This window comes from Streptomyces sp. NPDC007901 (genome assembly GCF_042959465.1).
GTDB lineage: Bacteria > Actinomycetota > Actinomycetes > Streptomycetales > Streptomycetaceae > Streptomyces.
The window spans coordinates 127,456-143,746 of sequence record NZ_JBIBKW010000012.1; the positions used below are offsets into that span (position 1 = coordinate 127,456).

Consider the following 16,291-nt stretch of genomic DNA (forward strand, 5'->3'; position numbering starts at 1 on the left):
AGAGACGAGACAGATGGCACGCGGCAAGCTTCGGATCTACCTCGGCGCGGCACCGGGCGTCGGCAAGACGTACGCCATGCTCTCGGAGGCACACCGGCGCGTGGAGCGGGGCACCGACTGCGTGGTGGCCTTCGTCGAGCACCACGGCCGGCAGCGCACCGAGGTGATGCTGCACGGGCTCGAAGAGATCGCGCGCAAGGAACTGAACTACCGGGATGCGACCTTCAGCGAGATGGACGTCGACGCGGTGCTGGCCCGACGCCCGCAGGTGGCACTCGTCGACGAGCTGCCGCACACGAACATCCCCGGCTCCCGCAACACCAAGCGCTGGCAGGACGTCGAAGAACTGCTGGCGGCCGGGATCGACGTCATCACGACCGTCAACATCCAGCACCTCGAATCGCTCGGCGACGTCGTCGAGTCCATCACCGGCATCCGGCAGCAGGAAACCGTGCCGGACGAAGTCGTACGACGTGCCGACCAGATCGAACTGGTCGACATGTCCCCCGAGGCGCTGCGCCGCCGCATGGCACACGGCAACATCTACAAACCGGACAAGGTCGACGCGGCCCTGTCCAACTACTTCCGGCCCGGCAACCTCACCGCCCTGCGCGAGCTGGCTCTGCTGTGGGTGGCGGACCGGGTCGACGAATACCTGAACCAGTACCGCAGCGAACACCGGGTCTCGACGATCTGGGGCTCGCGCGAGCGGATCGTCGTCGGCCTGACGGGCGGGCCAGAGGGGCGGACGCTGATCAGGAGGGCCGCGCGCCTCGCGGAGAAGGGCGCCGGCGGTGAGGTGCTGGCGGTCTACGTCTCCAGCAGCGACGGGCTGACCTCCGCCTCGCCGAAGGAACTGGCCGTCCAGCGCACCCTGGCGGAGGACTTGGGGGGAACCTTCCACCAGGTCGTCGGCGACGACGTGCCCGCCGCGCTGCTGGACTTCGCGCGCGGGGTCAACGCCACCCAGATCGTGCTCGGTGTCTCCCGCCGCCGAAGCTGGCAGTACATCTTCGGCCCGGGCGTCGGTGCCACGGTGGCCCGGGACTCGGGGCCCGACCTCGACGTCCACCTGATCACCCACGACGAGGCCGGCAAGGGACGCGGACTGCCCGTCGCGCGCGGGGCACGGCTCGGGCGCTCGCGCGTCATCTGGGGCTGGCTCGCGGGCATCGGCGGACCAGCGCTGCTGACACTGCTGCTGACCCATGTCGACGCCAACCTCGGCCTCACCAACGACATGCTGCTGTTCCTGACCCTGACGGTCGCGGCGGCCCTGCTGGGCGGGCTGCTGCCGGCGCTGGCCTCGGCAGCGTTCGGGTCGATGCTGCTCAACTGGTACTTCACCCCGCCGGTGCACCGCATCACCATCGCCGACCCGAAGAACATCCTCGCGCTGGTGATCTTCGTGGCGGTGGCCGTGTCGGTGGCGTCCGTCGTCGACCTCGCGGCCAGACGCACCCACCAGGCGGCCCGGCTGCGCGCCGAGTCGGAGATCCTCTCCTACCTCGCCGGCAACGTGCTGCGCGGCGAGACCAGCCTGGAAGCCCTGCTGGAACGGGTCCGTGAGACGTTCGCCATGGAGTCAGCCGCCTTGCTGGAGCGCGCGTCCGACGCCACACCGTGGACCTGCGCGGGCCGCGCCGGGCTGGGGGCGCGGATCGAACGCCCCGAGGACGCCGACGTCGACGTCCCGGTCGGCGACCACATGGCCCTGGCCCTCTCCGGCCGGGTGCTGCCGGCCGAGGACCGCCGGGTGCTCGCGGCCTTCGCCGCCCAGGCGGCTGTCGTCCTCGACCGGCAGCGCCTGCAGGAGGAGGCCGACCGGGCCAAGGTGCTGGCCGAGGGCAACCGGATGCGCACCGCGCTGCTCGCCGCGGTCAGCCACGACCTGCGCACCCCGCTCGCCGGCATCAAAGCGTCGGTGACCTCGCTGCGCTCCGACGACGTGGCCTGGTCGCAGGAGGACCAGGCCGAACTCCTCGCCGGTATCGAGGAGGGCTGCGACCGCCTCGACCACCTCGTCGGCAACCTGCTGGACATGTCCCGCCTGCAGACCGGAACCGTCGCACCGCTGATCCGCGAGATCGACGTGGACGAGGTCGTCCCCATGGCCCTGGCCGGTGTGCCGGAGGACAGCGTGGAGCTGGACATCCCCGAGACGCTGCCGATGGTGTATGTGGACAAGGGCCTGCTGGAGCGCGTCGTCGCCAATGTCGTCGAGAACGCAGTGAAGTACAGCCCTGCCGAAGAGCCGGTCCTCGTCTGCGCCAGCGCCTTGGGTGACCGGGTCGAGGTCCGGGTCCTGGACCGTGGCCCCGGCGTCCCGGACGACGCCAAGGAACGCATCTTCGAACCCTTCCAACGCTACGGCGACGCCCCGCGCGGCAACGGCGTCGGCCTCGGCCTCGCGGTCGCCCGCGGCTTCGCCGAGGCCATGGACGGCACCCTGCACGCCGAAGACACCCCCGGCGGCGGCCTCACCATGGTTCTCAGCCTGCCCGTGGCGGCGGACCACTCACCGATCGCCTCCGACGACCTTCCCGCGAGCGTCACGTCGTAGAGCGCTACGCGAATGACGGCCGGCGCACGTGGAAGGCCGCCGCGTGCTTTTCGGTTCCTCGCAGCCGTGTCAGTGCGGCATCAACTGCACGTAAAGATTGCCGGAATACGGCAATGAATCGGCACCCGTTCCCGTGTGAGGATCCCGTCAAGTCGGAGTTCAGCGGCGGGTGAGAGGGGGACGGCGCGCATGGCCTGGTTTCTCGGAATCGGCATTACGGGGGTCGTGTTGCTTGCCCTGTCGCTGGTCTTCGACGGGGTGCTGGACGGTGCGCTCGACGGCGTGCTGGGCGGCGTCCTGGACGGGTGGCTGTCGCTGCCGGTCGTCGCCGGATTCACGGCGATGACCGGCTTCGGCGGGGCCATCGCCACCGGGACGGCGGACGCCGGCCCCGCGCTCGCCACTACGGCGGGCGCCGTCTGCGGTCTGGGCACGGCCTGGCTGACGTACCGATTCAGTCGTGCCCTGATGCGCGACCAGACGGCCCTCACCCCGCGCGGCGACGACCTCGTGGGCACCTCGGGCAGCGTGGTGACCGCCATCCCGGCCGACGGTTTCGGTGAGGTGCTGCTCAGCCTGGCCGGCCAGCGCGTGAAGCTCGCCGCTCGCAGCGCCGTGCCGGTGGCGCGGGGGTCCGAGGTGTGGGTGGAGGCGGTGCCCTCCGCGACCTCGGTCGTGGTGCGCCCGGCGGATCGCTGAAGCCACCTCACCTCACTGCAACTTCCTTTCTCTTCCCTACGTTTGATTCGGGGGCTTAGCCATGAGTTCCGTGGTCGTCGCCGTGGTGGGAGTCGTCGTACTCCTTGTGCTGCTGGCACTGGTCGTGATCACCCGCTACAAGGTGGCGGGGCCGAGCGAGGCGTTCATCGTCACCGGCCGGCGCGGCAAGAAGGCCACCGATCCGGCGACCGGCCGGGTCTTCACCGACAACAGCGGGCAGAAGGTCGTGGTCGGCGGCGGAGTCTTCGTCGTGCCCTTCGTGCAGCAGAAGTTCACCCTCGACCTGTCCTCACGGCACATCCCGGTCGCGGTGCGCGGCGCGGTCACCCTGCGCGGAGTGAAGGCCAACCTGGACGGTGTCGCCATTGTCAAGGTGGGCGGCACCGAGGACTCCATCCGGGCCGCCGCCCAGCGGTTCCTGATGCAGCAGGACGGCATCGTCGGCTTCACCCAGGAGGTACTCTCCGGCGCGCTGCGCGCGATCGTGGGCCGGATGTCGGTGGAGGACGTCATCCGCGACCGGGCCGCGTTCGCCGGTCAGGTCGCGGAGGAGGCGGAGGCGAGTCTGTCCGGGCAGGGCCTGGTGCTGGACGCCTTCCAGATCCAGGACATCACCACCGAGGGCTCCTACCTCGAAGACCTCGGCCGGCCGGAGGCGGCACGGGCGAAGCAGGAGGCGGACATCGCCGAGGCCGTGGCCCAGCGCGCGGCCGAGCAGGCGCGGCTGAAGGCCGCGGAGGAGATCGCCGTCGCACAGCGGACGTTCGCCCTGAAGCAGGCGGAGATCAAGGCCGAGACCGACGAGGCAGCGGCCCGCGCCGCCGCCGCGGGGCCACTGGCCGAGGCGGCCCGGCAGCAGGAGATCCTCTCCGAGCAGGAGAAGGTCGCCGAGCGGCAGGCCGCGTTGACCGACCGTCAGCTGGACACTCAGGTCCGCAAGCCGGCCGATGCCCAGCGCTACGCCGCCGAGCAGGAGGCGGAGGCCCGCCGGGTGGCCCGGGTCAAGCAGGCCGAGGCGGAGAAGTCGGCGGGCATCGCCGCCGCGCAGGCGGAGGCGGAGCGGGCCCGGCTGACCGGTGAAGGAGAGAAGCAGCGGCGGTCCGCACTGGCCGAGGCGGAGGCCATCGAGGGTCTGAAGCAGGGTGAGGCCGAGCGGGCCCGGCGTGCGGCGGCCGCCGAGGCGGTCCGGCTGGAGGGTGAGGCCGAGGCTGCGGCGATCGGCGCCAAGGGCGCGGCCGAGGCCGAGGCCATGCGCAAGAAGGCCGACGCGTTCGGGCAGTACGGTGACGCGGCCATCCTGCAGATGCTCGTCGAGGTGCTGCCGCAGGTCGTCGCCAAGGCGTCCGAGCCGCTCAGCGCGGTGCAGAAGATGACCGTCATCTCCACCGACGGAGCCGGACGGATCCCCCGCGCGGTCGCCGACAACGTCGCCCAGGGCCTGGAACTGCTCGGCTCCACCACCGGAGTCGACCTGGCCGAGCTGCTGAAAGGCGTCACCCAGCAGGCTGCCGAGCCGGGAGAGCGGTCGGTGGCGCAGGCCAACGGGAAGGTGGAGATCACTGGCTGACGCAGCGGTGAACCGCACAGCCCGCTGCATCGTGCGCACGGTGCGGCGGGCCTGGTGCGTCTCAGATCTCCTGGGCGGGCCAGCCCAGCAGCCGCGCTCCGATGACGGCGGTCTGCAGCGTGTACCGGTGCATCGGGTCGGCCGGGTTGGACCCCGTCAACTGGTGGATACGCTCCAGCCGGTACGTGAGCGCCCGCACGCTGAGCGCCAAGCGGCGGGCGGTCTCGGCCGCATTGCAGCCCGACTCGAAGTACACCTCCAGCGTCTGCAGCAGCGGCTCGGCACCGCCGCGGGCGCCCTGCAGCGGACCCAGCGCGCTGAGCACGAGGTCGGCCATGGCCTGCCGGTCGCGGGTGAGCACCGGGTAGACCAGCAGGTCGGCCGCGCGCACGACGGGCTCGTCCAGCCCCAGCAGGTCGGCGAGTTCGAGGGTGCTCAGCGCCTCCTCGTAGGAGTGCACCACGCCGCCCGCGCCGGGCTGCGGACGGCCGATGGCCACCCGGCTGCCGTCGGCGGCGGCGTGCGCCTGCTTGGCGAAATAGGCCAGGACGTCGTCCTGGTCGCCCGGCGCGACGCAGATCAGCTGCCCGTTCTTGGTGGCGAGCAGGATGCGCCGGTCGCCGAAGCGGGTTATCACGGCGGCCTCCACCCGGCGGGTAACCGTGGCAGCGTCGTCGTACGCTTCGGGTCCCTGGGCGACGGCGACCGCGTGAGCGCGGGACAGGACGAGTCCGAAGCGTTCGGCGCGTTCGGCCAGCCGTCCCAGGTCGCTGCGGCCGTAGAGCAGGTCGTCGATGAACTCCCGTCTGGCGGCTTCCTCCTCGCGTACGGCCAGCCGCTGCGCCCGCTCGTACCCTTCGGCGAAGGCGTCGACGGCCTGTTCCACCGCGCTGAGGACGCTGTCGAGTGCACCCGATGTGCCGGGCCAGGCGGTGCGGGTGGCGGCGAGGTGATGCCGTACGAGGCTGCGCAGGCTGTGCCCGTCCTCCGCGGCCTGTTCTCCGAGGGCGCGGCGCTCGTCGAGTTCGTTGCGGGTGAGGCGGCGCCCGGTGGCGGAGACCTCGGCCAGGATCTCCGCGTACCCGCGCAGATATGGCTGTGCCGTCTTCGGCTCGGTCACCCGGCCCCCTCCTTGATGTTCTGCTGGCGCAATCGTGACGGCGCCGGCCCGGGGGAGAGTAGTCGCTCTTGCCGGAAAGCAGCAATGAACGGCTCTCGCTCGACCCTTGCAGTGCCTGCGATCGAGCTGTGGGCTGTCTTCCTTGCCGGACCTCGGCAGTCTGGCTGCCCCAACAGTGCGCATAAGCGTTCTGTCAAAGACGCATCAAGAGCAGGTAGGGTTCCCCTCGGTGTGCCGGGAAGCCTGGTCGGCGAACAGAGGTGTGATCTCTCTTCCGATCGGGGGCGTTTGCGGTGGTTCTTGTTGCTGTCTTCGGGGTGGCGCTGCTGATCGCGGTGCTGCTGTCCGGTCTCGCCGCCCGCACCGTGCTGTCCACATCCCTTCTTTTCCTCGTCGGCGGGGCGCTGGTCAGCGACGGCTTCCTCGGTCTGATCCACATCACGCCGGACAGTGAACTCGTCTCGGTCACTGCGGATCTGGCGCTGTTCGCGGTGCTGTTCACTGACGGCCAGCATGTCTCCTTCGCCAAGCTGCGCTCCAGCTGGCGCAACCCAGCACGGGCGCTGGGCCTGGGCATGCCGCTGGCGTTCGTGTTCATGGCACTGCTCACGCACTACCTGGTGGGCCTGGACTGGACGACCTCGTTCCTGGTGGGTGCGGTGCTCGCGCCGACCGACCCGGTGTTCGCATCGGCGATCGTGGGCCGCAAGGAGGTGCCGGCCAAGCTGCGCGAGCTGCTCAACGTCGAGAGCGGCATCAACGACGGCCTGGCCCTGCCCGTGGTGCTGCTGTTGATCGTCGCCGCCGGCCCCACCGCCGCAGGCCACGCGGACGAGGCGTCGATCGGAAAGATCGCCCTGGAGCTGGCCCTGGGCTTGGCCTTCGGCATCCTGCTACCGCTCGCTGTCAACGGCCTCGTACGGTTCCGGCTGCTGGGCGCCGAGCCCAAGCTGCAGCCGCTGCTGCTGCTGGCGACCGGGATCCTCCTGTACGGACTGTGCCACCTCACCCACGCCAACCCCTACCTGGCCGCCTTCTCGGCAGGCGCCGTGCTCGCCGCCGTCTCGCCGGAGGCGAAGGCGGCGTTCGAACCGCTGGGCGAGGCACTGGCGGAGCTGGCGAAGTTCGCCGCGCTGCTGGTGTTCGGAGCGCTGCTCACCCCGCAGCTGTTCGCGGATCTGCCGTGGCAGGGCTACGTCGCGGTGGTCCTGGCAATCGTGCTGATCCGCCCGGCCTCGCTGCTGATCTCGCTGGCCGGTACCCGCTTCGAGCGGCGCGAGAAGCTGACCGCGGCCTGGTTCGGGCCGAAGGGCTTCGCCTCGGTGGTGTACGGGCTGCTGGTGCTGCAGTCCGGCATCCCGCAGGCCGAGCAGGCGTACACGCTGATCGCGGTGTGCATCGCCTTCTCGATCGTGGCGCACTCCAGCACCGACGTACCCATCGCCCGGATGTTCGACGTCGAGGACCTGGTCGGCATCCCCGACGACGAGGACGACCACGACAACCGCACCATCGGCCAGGAGAGAAAGACCGCTGTATGAGTGATTGGCACAGCTGGACGGCCGTGGCCGTGTTCGTCGGCGCGTACGCACTGATCATCAGTGAGCGCGTCCACCGCACGGCCGCGGCCCTCGGCGGCGCCGGGGCCATGCTCGCGATCAGCGCCACCGACGACAAGGCGGCGTTCTACTCCGAGCACACCGGCATCGACTGGAACGTGATCTTCCTACTGATGGGGATGATGGCGATCGTCGGGGTGCTGCGGCAAACCGGCCTGTTCGAGTACCTGGCGATCTGGTCGGTCAAGCGGGCCCGGGGCAGACCCTTCCGTGTGATGGCCATGCTGGTCCTGATTACCGCGGTGGCCTCCGCACTCCTCGACAACGTCACCACCGTGCTGCTGGTCGCCCCGGTCACCCTGCTGGTGTGCGAACGCCTCGGCCTGGCGTCGGCGCCGTTCCTGATCGCCGAGGTGTTCGCCTCGAACATCGGCGGTACGGCGACCCTGGTCGGCGACCCGCCGAACATCATCATCGCCAGCCGGGCCGGACTGACCTTCAACGACTTCCTGGTCCACCTCGCCCCGGTGGCCGCCGTGCTGACGGCGGTGCTGCTGGTGGCGTGCCGGGTGATGTTCCGCAAGGCGTTCGTGTACGACGAGGAGCGCGCCGCGCAGGTGATGGCGTTGCAGGAGCGTGAGGCCATCCGCGATCCGCGGCTGCTGTGGCAGGGCTTGGCCGTGCTGAGCCTGGTGGTCGCCGGTTTCGTCCTCCACCCTGTGCTGCACTACGAGCCCAGCGTGGTGGCCCTGCTCGGTGCTGGCCTGCTCATCGCCGTCTCGAAGGTGGAGACCCGGCAGGTCCTGGGCGAGGTGGAGTGGCCCACCCTCGCCTTCTTCGCCGGCCTGTTCGTCATGGTGGGCTCGCTCATCGAGACGGGTGTCATCGGCCACCTCTCCCGCACGCTGGCCAACGCCACCGGAGGCAACGAACTCGGCGCCACCCTCACCCTGCTGGGCGGCTCGGCGCTGCTGTCCGGCATTGTGGACAACATCCCGTACGTGGCCACCATGGCACCCATTACGGCCGACCTGGTCAAGGACATGGGCGGCGGCGACGGCCACCACGTGCTGTGGTGGGCCCTGGCCCTGGGCGCCGACCTCGGCGGCAACGCCACCGCGATCGGCGCCAGTGCCAACGTCGTCGTTCTCGGTATCGCCGAGCGCAACCGGCAGCCCATCTCCTTCTGGCAGTTCACCCGGTATGGGCTCGTCATCACCCTCGCCACCGTGGCGATCAGTGCGCTGTACTTGTGGCTGCGCTATTTCGTACTGACCTGAGTCAGCGGCAGTGACGCCATAAGCCCGGGAGCACTCTGGAGGCGAAGGGCGTCTCTCCTCCCAAGGGGGTGCAGGCGGTGGCGAGGGCACGTCGGACGGCCACGCGGTGGTGGAGGTGGCGGCGCAGTCCGCTGCGGCGGCGCATCGACGTCGCCGAAGCCTGGGTTCTGCTCGGCGCGTGGCTGCTCGCCGTGGCGGGCGGGCTGCTTGCGGGTCTGCTGACGACCGGCACGGTCGAGCGGGATCTCGACCGGCAGCGCTCGGAGCGCCGGGAGAGCCCCGCCGTGGTGACCACGGATGCGGTGGCTGCGGCGGACCAGGCACCGGTAAAGCAGATCGGAGCCCGGTCCGTGTGGGCCACGGTGCGCTGGAGTACGCCGGACGGTTCGGCGCACACCGGCCGGACCCGCGTGCCGCCCGGCACCCGCGCGGGCACCACCATCACCGTCTGGACCGACCAGCGCGGCCGACTGGTCGACGAGCCGCTGTCCGGCGCCGATGCGTGGCTGCGGGCGGCGATAGCCGGTGTGCTGGTTGCGGCGGGTGCGGGCGGGGCGGTGTGGGTCGGCGGACGCCTTGTCCGCGTGCGCCTGGACCGGCAACGTTTGCGGCAGTGGGGCGAGGAGTGGGACCGGATCGGCACTCAGTGGGGCCGGAAGACCGGCTGAGAGAGGTGCTGGCCGCGAGGGCGACCCAGGACCACTTCGCTCCCTGCCGGTCAGGCAGTCGGTGTGTTCAACGTGCCTGCCTTGCCCAGGAGTTCGTGCAGCAGGTGGGAGGCGGTGATGACCCCGAGCAGATGGGTGCCCGCCTTGTCCCGCTCGGCCACCGCGACCAGGGGACTGCGCACCCGCGCCATCAGCGCGGCGACCTCCAGCGCGGTGTCGTCCGGGTCGGCGATCGGAGGGGCGGTCGCCGTGTGGGAGAGGCAGTCGCCGACGCGGCGTCCGGCCAGCGCCTGGCACAGCCGGTCGGCATGCTGCTCGTCGACCACCGCCGCGAGCGTGGGGTCCTCAATGACGTAGGACGGGACCAGCGCCTTGACCATCTGGGAGGCCGGCAGGATCGCCTTCGGCTCCCCGCGCTCGTCCAGCACGAGCAGCCCCGGCAGCCTGTGCTCGGCCATCAGCCGCGCCGCCTCCATGGCGTCGCTGTCGACGCTCACCGACTCGTACTCAACCGCCAGATCACGTGCCCGCACGGCCGGCTCCCGTCTTCCCGATACGTCCCTGCGCCCAGCGTCGTACAGGTCCCGCTCCACGCGCCAGGTCATCGCTGCGAAACATACGCGACCCATGCGGCCTCACGGGGAGACGGGGCGACGGCGGGCCAGCAGCGTAGCGGTTCTGCCATTCCTCGCCGTGGAACACGGGTGCTGCGAATCGGCGTGCGCGGGCAGCCGGGGAGCAACACGGCCCGGCGTAGCCGCCGGGACGAGTACGGCTGGCGACTACATTCGCTGTGACAGCGTGTTCAGCCGTCCGCCAGGAGGTGCAGGCGCGTGGTGGAGGGGGCGGAGAGGGCCACGAGTGTCGTACGGCTGGAGGCGGGTCTGGTCGAGTACCGGTTGGAGCGTCGGGGTCCGGCCACCGTGGTGGTGCTGCATGGCGGCCACACCCGGGCCGGTCTGGTGGTGGGGGAGGAAGTGTTCGCCGAAGCCGGATACACGGTGCTGGCGCCCTCCCGGCCCGGCTACGGTTTCACCCCGCTGTCGACCGGCACCACTGCGAGCGGATTCGCAGACGTTGTCCGATCCCTCTGCGATCACTTGGGCATCACTGAGGTCGCAGCGGTGGTGGGCACCTCAGGGGGCGGGCCGACCGCGGTGACGCTGGCTGCCCGCCATCCCGATCTGGTACAGAGGCTGATCCTGCAGAGCGCCGTCGGCTGGCTTCCCTGGCCCGACCGCCGCACCCTGCTCGGCGCGCACCTCGCGTTCGCGGCGCGTACCGAGGGAGCGACCTGGAGCGCGGTGCGGGTGCTCATGCGCCGTGCGCCCGAGACCGGGCTGCGGCTGCTGCTGAGCGGCCTCACCACCCTGCCGGTCACGGAGGTACTGGCCCGCCTGAGCCCCCAGGAGCGCGCGGGAATGGTCGAGCTGTTCTGCCGGATGCGGTCGGGCCACGGCTTCCTCAACGATCTGCGGCCCACCCCGGATCTCACCGCCGAGGTCCGCCAGCCCGCCCTGATCATCGCCACTCGCACGGACGGCGGCGTGCCGTTCGCACACGCCCAGTCCCTGGCCGGGGCCATCCCTCATGCGGAACTCGTCGAGAGCCGGGCCGACAGTCATCTCGTATGGTTCGGGGCCGACTGGCCCGAGATCGCTCCGAGCATCCGCGCCTTCCTCGCGGACAACCCCACAGACGGGGCACGCTGACGGGCCCGGATCACAGCCTTACCGCCGTTCCACTGCTGGCCCGTTGGCAAGAAGCACGTCAAGGAAGCATCAAGTGGCTGGTCACAGACCATACTTGACGAGCGGGGTCAGGTCGGTCCCGCTGAGGATCCAGACGGGGGAGGCGACGCCCGGTGAGCAGTGCCGACAACGGCCTCGGGAAAGTCGAAGTGCGACTCAAGTGGGACCCGAGTCCCTTGGGAGAGCCGCCTCGCCACCTCGACATCATCGCCGCGACCTACTCCGCGGACGATCCCCATGGGCGGCCCGCGTACGTCGTCCACTACGACAGCCGCTCCCCGGACGGCACCATCAACATGACCCGGCACAGCCAGACCGGGCAGGGGTTCGGCTTCGTCGAGGTGATGGTGCTCGAACTCGACCGTCTGGCCCCCACCTTCGGCCGGATCGTGGTGGGGGTAGCCATCCACCAGGACCGCGGCCGTCGGACCTTCGGCGACCTAGCGAACGCGGGAGTCCTGGTCGTCGAGAAATACACCGAACTCCTGGCCGACGACTTCACACGGGTCGCCGACTCCACCGCCACCACAGTCGCGGAGTTCGCCCGCAACGGCTCCGGCGCATGGGAGCTGCACGAAATGATCCGCGGCTTCGACAGCGACCCGTTGACCTTCACTAGGGAGATGGGTGCGGTCCGACCCGCCCGGCCGGACCACGCACCAGAGACGCATCAGACAGAGACGATCTGAGCACGGCCGTTCCGGGCGGTCGTAGCGCTGCCGATGGCTCTCCGTCCATATACGTACAGCCGTGGCGGGACTGCGCCGAGTCGCGCGTATGCGCGAGCCTACGAGTCAGCCCCCGTCATGGCGCCCGTCTTGAACGCCCCACCCGAGCGCTCACCGGGCGCCGGCGACCGGCCCGCAGTGGTCCGCCCGTTCTCCCGGCCCTTGGACGTCGGCGCCGACGCCAGTTAGAGTGTAAAGAACGCGTCAAGAAGCGCGGGGTGTGCCGGGAAGTCTGGTCGGCGTGGAAGGGGCCTGCGGGCCCGTCGTCGCCGATGCCCGGAGGTCTTCCCTCATGGCGCCCGACCCGCGCGCCCGCGCGCTGTTCCTCGGCGTGCTCCCCGTCCCGGAGCGCCAGGCCGTCGCCCGTGCGTTGCGCACGGAGACGGTCGGGGGCCTGGTCCTGCTGGCCGCCGCGGTGGTGGCCCTGGCGTGGGCGAATGGCCCGTTCCCCGGTTCCTACGAGCGGATACGTGATCTGCACTTCGGCATCCCGGCCCTCGGACTGGATCTGTCCGTCGGCCACTGGACCGCGGACGGACTGCTGACCGTGTTCTTCCTGGTCGCCGGGATCGAGCTGAAACGCGAACTCGTCCTCGGAGAATTGCGTACCCCGGCCACGGCTGCGCTGCCCGTCATAGCGGCCCTGTGCGGCATGGCGGTACCCGCGGCCCTCTACGCCGCTGCTGTCGGTCTCGGCGGCGGCAGCCTGGACGGCTGGGCGGTGCCCATGGCCACGGACATCGCCTTCGCGCTGGCCGTCCTGGCGGTCGTCTCCACGCATCTGCCCGCGTCACTGCGCGCCTTCCTGCTCACCCTCGCGGTGGTCGACGACCTCGGCGCGATCCTGGTCATCGCCGTCTTCTTCACCACCGACCTCAACCCGTATGCGCTGGCCGGGGCGTTCGCGGGCCTGATCGCCTTCTACGTCCTGCAGCGGGCGAGAGTGAGCGGCTGGTGGTGCTATCTGCCCCTGGGGATCACGATCTGGGTGCTGACGTACAACGGCGGAATCCATCCCACCGCTGCCGGCGTCGCCATGGGCCTGATCCTGCGCACCACCCGAGACGACGGCGAGACGGCACCGCCCGCCGAGCGCGCCGAGCACCTCCTGCGCCCCGTCTCCGCCGGCATGGCCGTACCGCTGTTCGCGCTGTTCGCCGCAGGCGTCAGCATCTCCGTAGATGCTCTGGGCGAAGTGTTCACCAGCCCGGAGCCGCTGGGCGTGGTCGTGGGCCTGATGCTCGGCAAGACTCTGGGCATCTTCGGCGGCACTTACCTCGCGGCCCGCTTCACCCGCGCCCGGCTCAACCCCGACCTGGCCTGGGCAGACGTGTTCGCTCTTGCGGCTCTGGCCGGTATCGGCTTCACCGTCGCCCTCCTCATCGGCGAACTCGCCTTCCCCCAAGCCGCGTTGGGCGAGCATGTCAAAGCCGCCGTCCTCCTCGCCTCTCTGATCTCCGCCCTCCTGGCCGCGCTGTTGCTGCGCCGTCGCAACCTGCTCTACCGGCGCCTGTGCGAGCAGGAGGACACCGACCCGGATGCGGAAGGCATGCCGGACGTCCATCACCAGGCCCCTCCAGCGTGTGCCGGAATGGACCGGCCTGAGGGGAGGTTCGGCTGATGGCGGCCGACTCCTCCCTGCTCGCGCCCGCGATGGTGACCGCCGCCCTGGTGATTAGGACGGACCTGAGCGAACTCCGAAACCCGGGCAGTGCCCGAGCACAGTGGGCCTTCGCTACCGACCACCGCGCCGTGGCCGCCGGGGCGGCGGTGGCCACAGCCGTGCTGGTGCTGGGCTGGCAGCAGATCGGAGGCGCCGCGGCGGTCTGGGGCCTGCTCATCGGGGCGCTCACCGCTCAACTGGTCGACGGCGACGGAAACCGCCCGTGAGGACCGCGGGCGGCCACCTTCTATGACCCTCTGCCCACCACAGGAGTTCTCGCGCCCATGACCTGGCACTGGATCGGCCTTGTCTTCTTCTCCCTCACCCTGCTCCCGGCCGGGCTGGCTCTGATCAGCGGCCGGATACCCCAGCGCATGCGGCACCGTCTCGCCCCCATGCGTCCCCGAGGCATAGCCCTGCTCACCCTCTACGCCGTCGCGCCGCTGAACACGATCCCGCGACTGGCCGAGTCCCCGCCCGTGATCACCCTGGTCGCCACAGCCAGCGCAGGTGTCGTGGCTGCGACTGGTTGCACATACGCAGCGCTGGCCCCGCGCCGCGGCAGGGCTGCGTCATGACCGGCACGGAGCCTGCGAGGCGCGTCGTCGTCTCCCTCCTTGTCTGGTGGCTGCTGCTTGCGTTCGTCCTGTGGCTCCTGGGCAAGGTGCTCGACCAGCCTGCCTCGGTCGCGCAGTGCGCGGCCTCGTCCGCCTTCTTCGTCGTGCTCGGAGAGGCTGGCGACTGGCTGCGCCGACGCTGGAGGACCAAGAAGGTCACCACGCGGCACGGACCAGCACCATCACGGTCTCAACCGTCCGACTCAGAGAGCCCGACTGCTCCCTGATCTGGTCGCGGCCACGAGAGACGGCATCACCTGGACCGGGCCCTGTTCGACGGTGCGTGTACCGGACAGCACAACCATCGGGAACGACCGACCGTCTTCCCTGCGGGCATCAGATGGAGAGCCGCGCCCATGTGTTACGCGAGGAGGTACTTGGGATGACTGCACGTCATCACGAGTCGGCCCGGCTCCGGGTGCTCGCCCGCAGGCTTGGCCATGATGCAGCGGGAAACAAGCACGCTGAGGCGGAACGCGTACACACCGTGCGGGACTTCGTCGAACCGCTACTGTTCCGCGCCGACCTGCTGTCCCAGCTCCTGCGGATCGGGCGCGCACGAGATCCACGGGATCCGAGAGTGTCACGCGAGCAGCCTTACGATTTCTCGGCGTAGACGAACCGTTCGATTTCGGAGGCGGGCAGGTCGCGCCCTGTTGGCCGGATGTAGTGGTTGATGTACTCGCGGCTGCCGACCTGCTCGCGCTCGGCCCAGCCGTACTCCTGGAGCAGTCGGTCGATGTCGTTCGGGGCGAGTCCGAAGCGCCGCATCGGGGTCTTGGCCACGAAGCCCTGGTAGGTCCCGTCAGCGCGGTAGAGGAAGGTTCCGTCGAGGAAGTCCTTACGGACGTAGGTGAAGATCATCCGGCTGTTGGCGGCGGCTGTAGCGAGGAGCGCAAGGGTCCCGCGTACGCCGTCCTCCGTCAGGTATTGGGTCACGGCCTCCCAGACGAACAACGTCAGGGTGTCGAGGCGAAAGCCGCGGTCCAGGGACTCGGCGAGGTCGTCGGCCTGGAAGTCGGCGGGGATCCGAACGGTTGCCGGCCGCCAGCCGTTTCCGTTTGTCGGCGATGTTGGCGGGCAGGTCGATTTCGAACGCTAGCGCTCCATAGCGGTATGCAGTCACCCGTTTTGCGTCCCGTCGCGTCCCGTCGCATCGCGTGCAGATCGTTCGCGCCATGCTCGTGTGGCTCGCCGGATGGCCATATACGCGAGCGTCGGTGAGGCGCCAAGGACGGCCAAGGTCGCGAGCGCGTACCAGGGACCGGCCAGTTCGATCCGGCGCAGCGCCAGAGAGCCCGCCGTGCTGAGCAGCCAGGAAAGGGCGACGACGGCGGACGCGGCGGCGGCGACCGGCAGGTTGACGGCGTCGTATGAACTGTCGCGCCCGGCCGTGCCCAGCAGCACCAGCAGCCACAGGCCGAGCACCACCACGAGCACCGTGGTGAACACGATTACTGGGAAGCCGACCGCGATGTCGGCGATCTCGCTCACTGCTCGACTCCGGGCTCGCTGGGTTCCTGTCGCTGCCGTCGTCTCTATCGTGACCCCCGAACCCAAGCGGGTGCACTGTCATGGACTGAATCTTCTGCACAAGGTGGGCGTGCGTCGAAGGCGCCGCAATCCCGCTGGCGGTCTGGCCAGGCACATGGCTGAGCGTCATACGCGACCGAGACTGCCCTTGGGCCTTGTCCTGCTGCGCCTCACCGTCCTCATCGCAGGGGCCCGGATCCTTGGGGAATAACGCGGCAGCGGTGTGCGGTCAGGCCGCTTCGGCCTGGGCCTCGACGTCCTCGATGCCGGTCGGTCGGCCGGCCCGGTTCCACCGCACGTACAGACCGGCGGCGATGATGAGCGTGGCCACCATGGACAGCACCGGCCAGCCGCGCAGCAGGTTCACCAGGAGGGTGAACGCGACCGCGGCCGCGGCAAGACCGTTGACCCAGGCCAGCGCAGGCTTGCCCTCGCGGCGGGCGAAGCGGGTCATGGCGAGCAGACCGACCAGGAAACTGACTCATCGTCTCCCAACTCGCAGTGCACGCCCGGCGTTTGGAG

At 70.1% G+C, this 16,291-nt stretch carries 15 protein-coding genes and 2 pseudogenes; 11 read left to right on the forward strand and 6 right to left on the reverse strand.

Annotated features, from left to right (window positions below):
- The first annotated feature begins 13 nt into the window (after positions 1 to 13).
- The 3 genes from ACFZDK_RS33790 to ACFZDK_RS33800 all read left to right on the forward strand — a co-directional run bounded on the left by ACFZDK_RS33790 (position 14) and on the right by ACFZDK_RS33800 (position 4,850).
- Entirely contained in the window at positions 14 to 2,563 is a 2,550-nt protein-coding gene (locus tag ACFZDK_RS33790) for an ATP-binding protein (protein WP_390977713.1), read from the forward strand.
- A 189-nt stretch (positions 2,564 to 2,752) separates the two neighbouring features.
- The gene (locus ACFZDK_RS33795; protein ID WP_390977715.1) at positions 2,753 to 3,262 is read left to right on the forward strand and encodes a hypothetical protein; all 510 of its coding nucleotides are present in this window, start codon (positions 2,753 to 2,755) and stop codon (positions 3,260 to 3,262) included.
- Between the two features lie 61 nt (positions 3,263 to 3,323).
- Positions 3,324 to 4,850 (forward strand): SPFH domain-containing protein, encoded by a 1,527-nt coding sequence (locus ACFZDK_RS33800; RefSeq protein WP_390977717.1) that lies wholly within the window; start codon positions 3,324 to 3,326, stop codon positions 4,848 to 4,850.
- Between the two features lie 61 nt (positions 4,851 to 4,911).
- Here the strand turns inward: ACFZDK_RS33800 and ACFZDK_RS33805 are convergent, their stop codons facing one another.
- Positions 4,912 to 5,970, reverse strand: a complete 1,059-nt coding sequence (locus ACFZDK_RS33805; RefSeq protein WP_390977719.1) for a helix-turn-helix domain-containing protein — start codon at positions 5,968 to 5,970, stop codon at positions 4,912 to 4,914.
- Positions 5,971 to 6,263: 293 nt separating this feature from the next.
- Here ACFZDK_RS33805 and ACFZDK_RS33810 point away from each other — a divergent pair, with 293 nt between their 5' ends.
- From ACFZDK_RS33810 to ACFZDK_RS33820, 3 genes are all read left to right on the forward strand, one after another.
- Entirely contained in the window at positions 6,264 to 7,511 is a 1,248-nt protein-coding gene (locus tag ACFZDK_RS33810; protein WP_390977721.1) for a cation:proton antiporter, read from the forward strand.
- The gene (locus tag ACFZDK_RS33815) at positions 7,508 to 8,809 is read left to right on the forward strand and encodes an SLC13 family permease (protein WP_390977723.1); all 1,302 of its coding nucleotides are present in this window, start codon (positions 7,508 to 7,510) and stop codon (positions 8,807 to 8,809) included. Before ACFZDK_RS33810 ends, ACFZDK_RS33815 begins: the two co-directional genes overlap by 4 nt.
- Positions 8,810 to 8,886: 77 nt before the next feature.
- Positions 8,887 to 9,477 (forward strand): hypothetical protein, encoded by a 591-nt coding sequence (locus tag ACFZDK_RS33820; protein WP_390977725.1) that lies wholly within the window; start codon positions 8,887 to 8,889, stop codon positions 9,475 to 9,477.
- Between the two features lie 50 nt (positions 9,478 to 9,527).
- Here ACFZDK_RS33820 and ACFZDK_RS33825 read toward each other — a convergent pair whose 3' ends face one another.
- Positions 9,528 to 10,010, reverse strand: a complete 483-nt coding sequence (locus ACFZDK_RS33825) for a CBS domain-containing protein (RefSeq protein ID WP_390977727.1) — start codon at positions 10,008 to 10,010, stop codon at positions 9,528 to 9,530.
- A gap of 300 nt (positions 10,011 to 10,310) precedes the next feature.
- Here ACFZDK_RS33825 and ACFZDK_RS33830 point away from each other — a divergent pair, with 300 nt between their 5' ends.
- From ACFZDK_RS33830 to ACFZDK_RS33850, 5 genes and pseudogenes are all read left to right on the forward strand, one after another.
- Positions 10,311 to 11,189, forward strand: a complete 879-nt coding sequence (locus tag ACFZDK_RS33830; protein WP_390977729.1) for an alpha/beta fold hydrolase — start codon at positions 10,311 to 10,313, stop codon at positions 11,187 to 11,189.
- Positions 11,190 to 11,317: 128 nt separating this feature from the next.
- Positions 11,318 to 11,917 (forward strand): annotated as a pseudogene (locus ACFZDK_RS33835) (TerD family protein); the annotation flags it as partial.
- A 331-nt stretch (positions 11,918 to 12,248) separates the two neighbouring features.
- Positions 12,249 to 13,577 (forward strand): Na+/H+ antiporter NhaA, encoded by a 1,329-nt coding sequence (gene nhaA / locus ACFZDK_RS33840; RefSeq protein ID WP_390977731.1) that lies wholly within the window; start codon positions 12,249 to 12,251, stop codon positions 13,575 to 13,577.
- Positions 13,577 to 13,846 carry a hypothetical protein gene (locus tag ACFZDK_RS33845; protein WP_390977733.1) on the forward strand — a complete coding sequence of 90 codons (270 nt, stop codon included), beginning with the start codon at positions 13,577 to 13,579 and terminating at the stop codon, positions 13,844 to 13,846. The genes nhaA and ACFZDK_RS33845 overlap by 1 nt, the downstream gene beginning before the upstream one ends.
- Positions 13,847 to 13,903: 57 nt before the next feature.
- On the forward strand, positions 13,904 to 14,197 hold the full coding sequence (locus ACFZDK_RS33850; RefSeq protein ID WP_390977735.1) for a hypothetical protein: 294 nt from the start codon (positions 13,904 to 13,906) through the stop codon (positions 14,195 to 14,197).
- A 636-nt stretch (positions 14,198 to 14,833) separates the two neighbouring features.
- Here the strand turns inward: ACFZDK_RS33850 and ACFZDK_RS33855 are convergent.
- The 4 genes and pseudogenes from ACFZDK_RS33855 to ACFZDK_RS33870 all read right to left on the reverse strand — a co-directional run bounded on the left by ACFZDK_RS33855 (position 14,834) and on the right by ACFZDK_RS33870 (position 16,223).
- Positions 14,834 to 15,175 carry a hypothetical protein gene (locus ACFZDK_RS33855; RefSeq protein ID WP_390977737.1) on the reverse strand — a complete coding sequence of 114 codons (342 nt, stop codon included), beginning with the start codon at positions 15,173 to 15,175 and terminating at the stop codon, positions 14,834 to 14,836.
- A 15-nt stretch (positions 15,176 to 15,190) separates the two neighbouring features.
- Positions 15,191 to 15,265, reverse strand: a pseudogene (locus ACFZDK_RS33860) (hypothetical protein); the annotation flags it as partial.
- Positions 15,266 to 15,358: 93 nt separating this feature from the next.
- The gene (locus ACFZDK_RS33865) at positions 15,359 to 15,730 is read right to left on the reverse strand and encodes a hypothetical protein (protein WP_390977739.1); all 372 of its coding nucleotides are present in this window, start codon (positions 15,728 to 15,730) and stop codon (positions 15,359 to 15,361) included.
- A 268-nt stretch (positions 15,731 to 15,998) separates the two neighbouring features.
- Positions 15,999 to 16,223: a hypothetical protein gene (locus ACFZDK_RS33870; RefSeq protein WP_390977741.1), complete on the reverse strand. Its 225-nt coding sequence runs from the start codon at positions 16,221 to 16,223 to the stop codon at positions 15,999 to 16,001.
- Positions 16,224 to 16,291 lie beyond the last annotated feature (68 nt).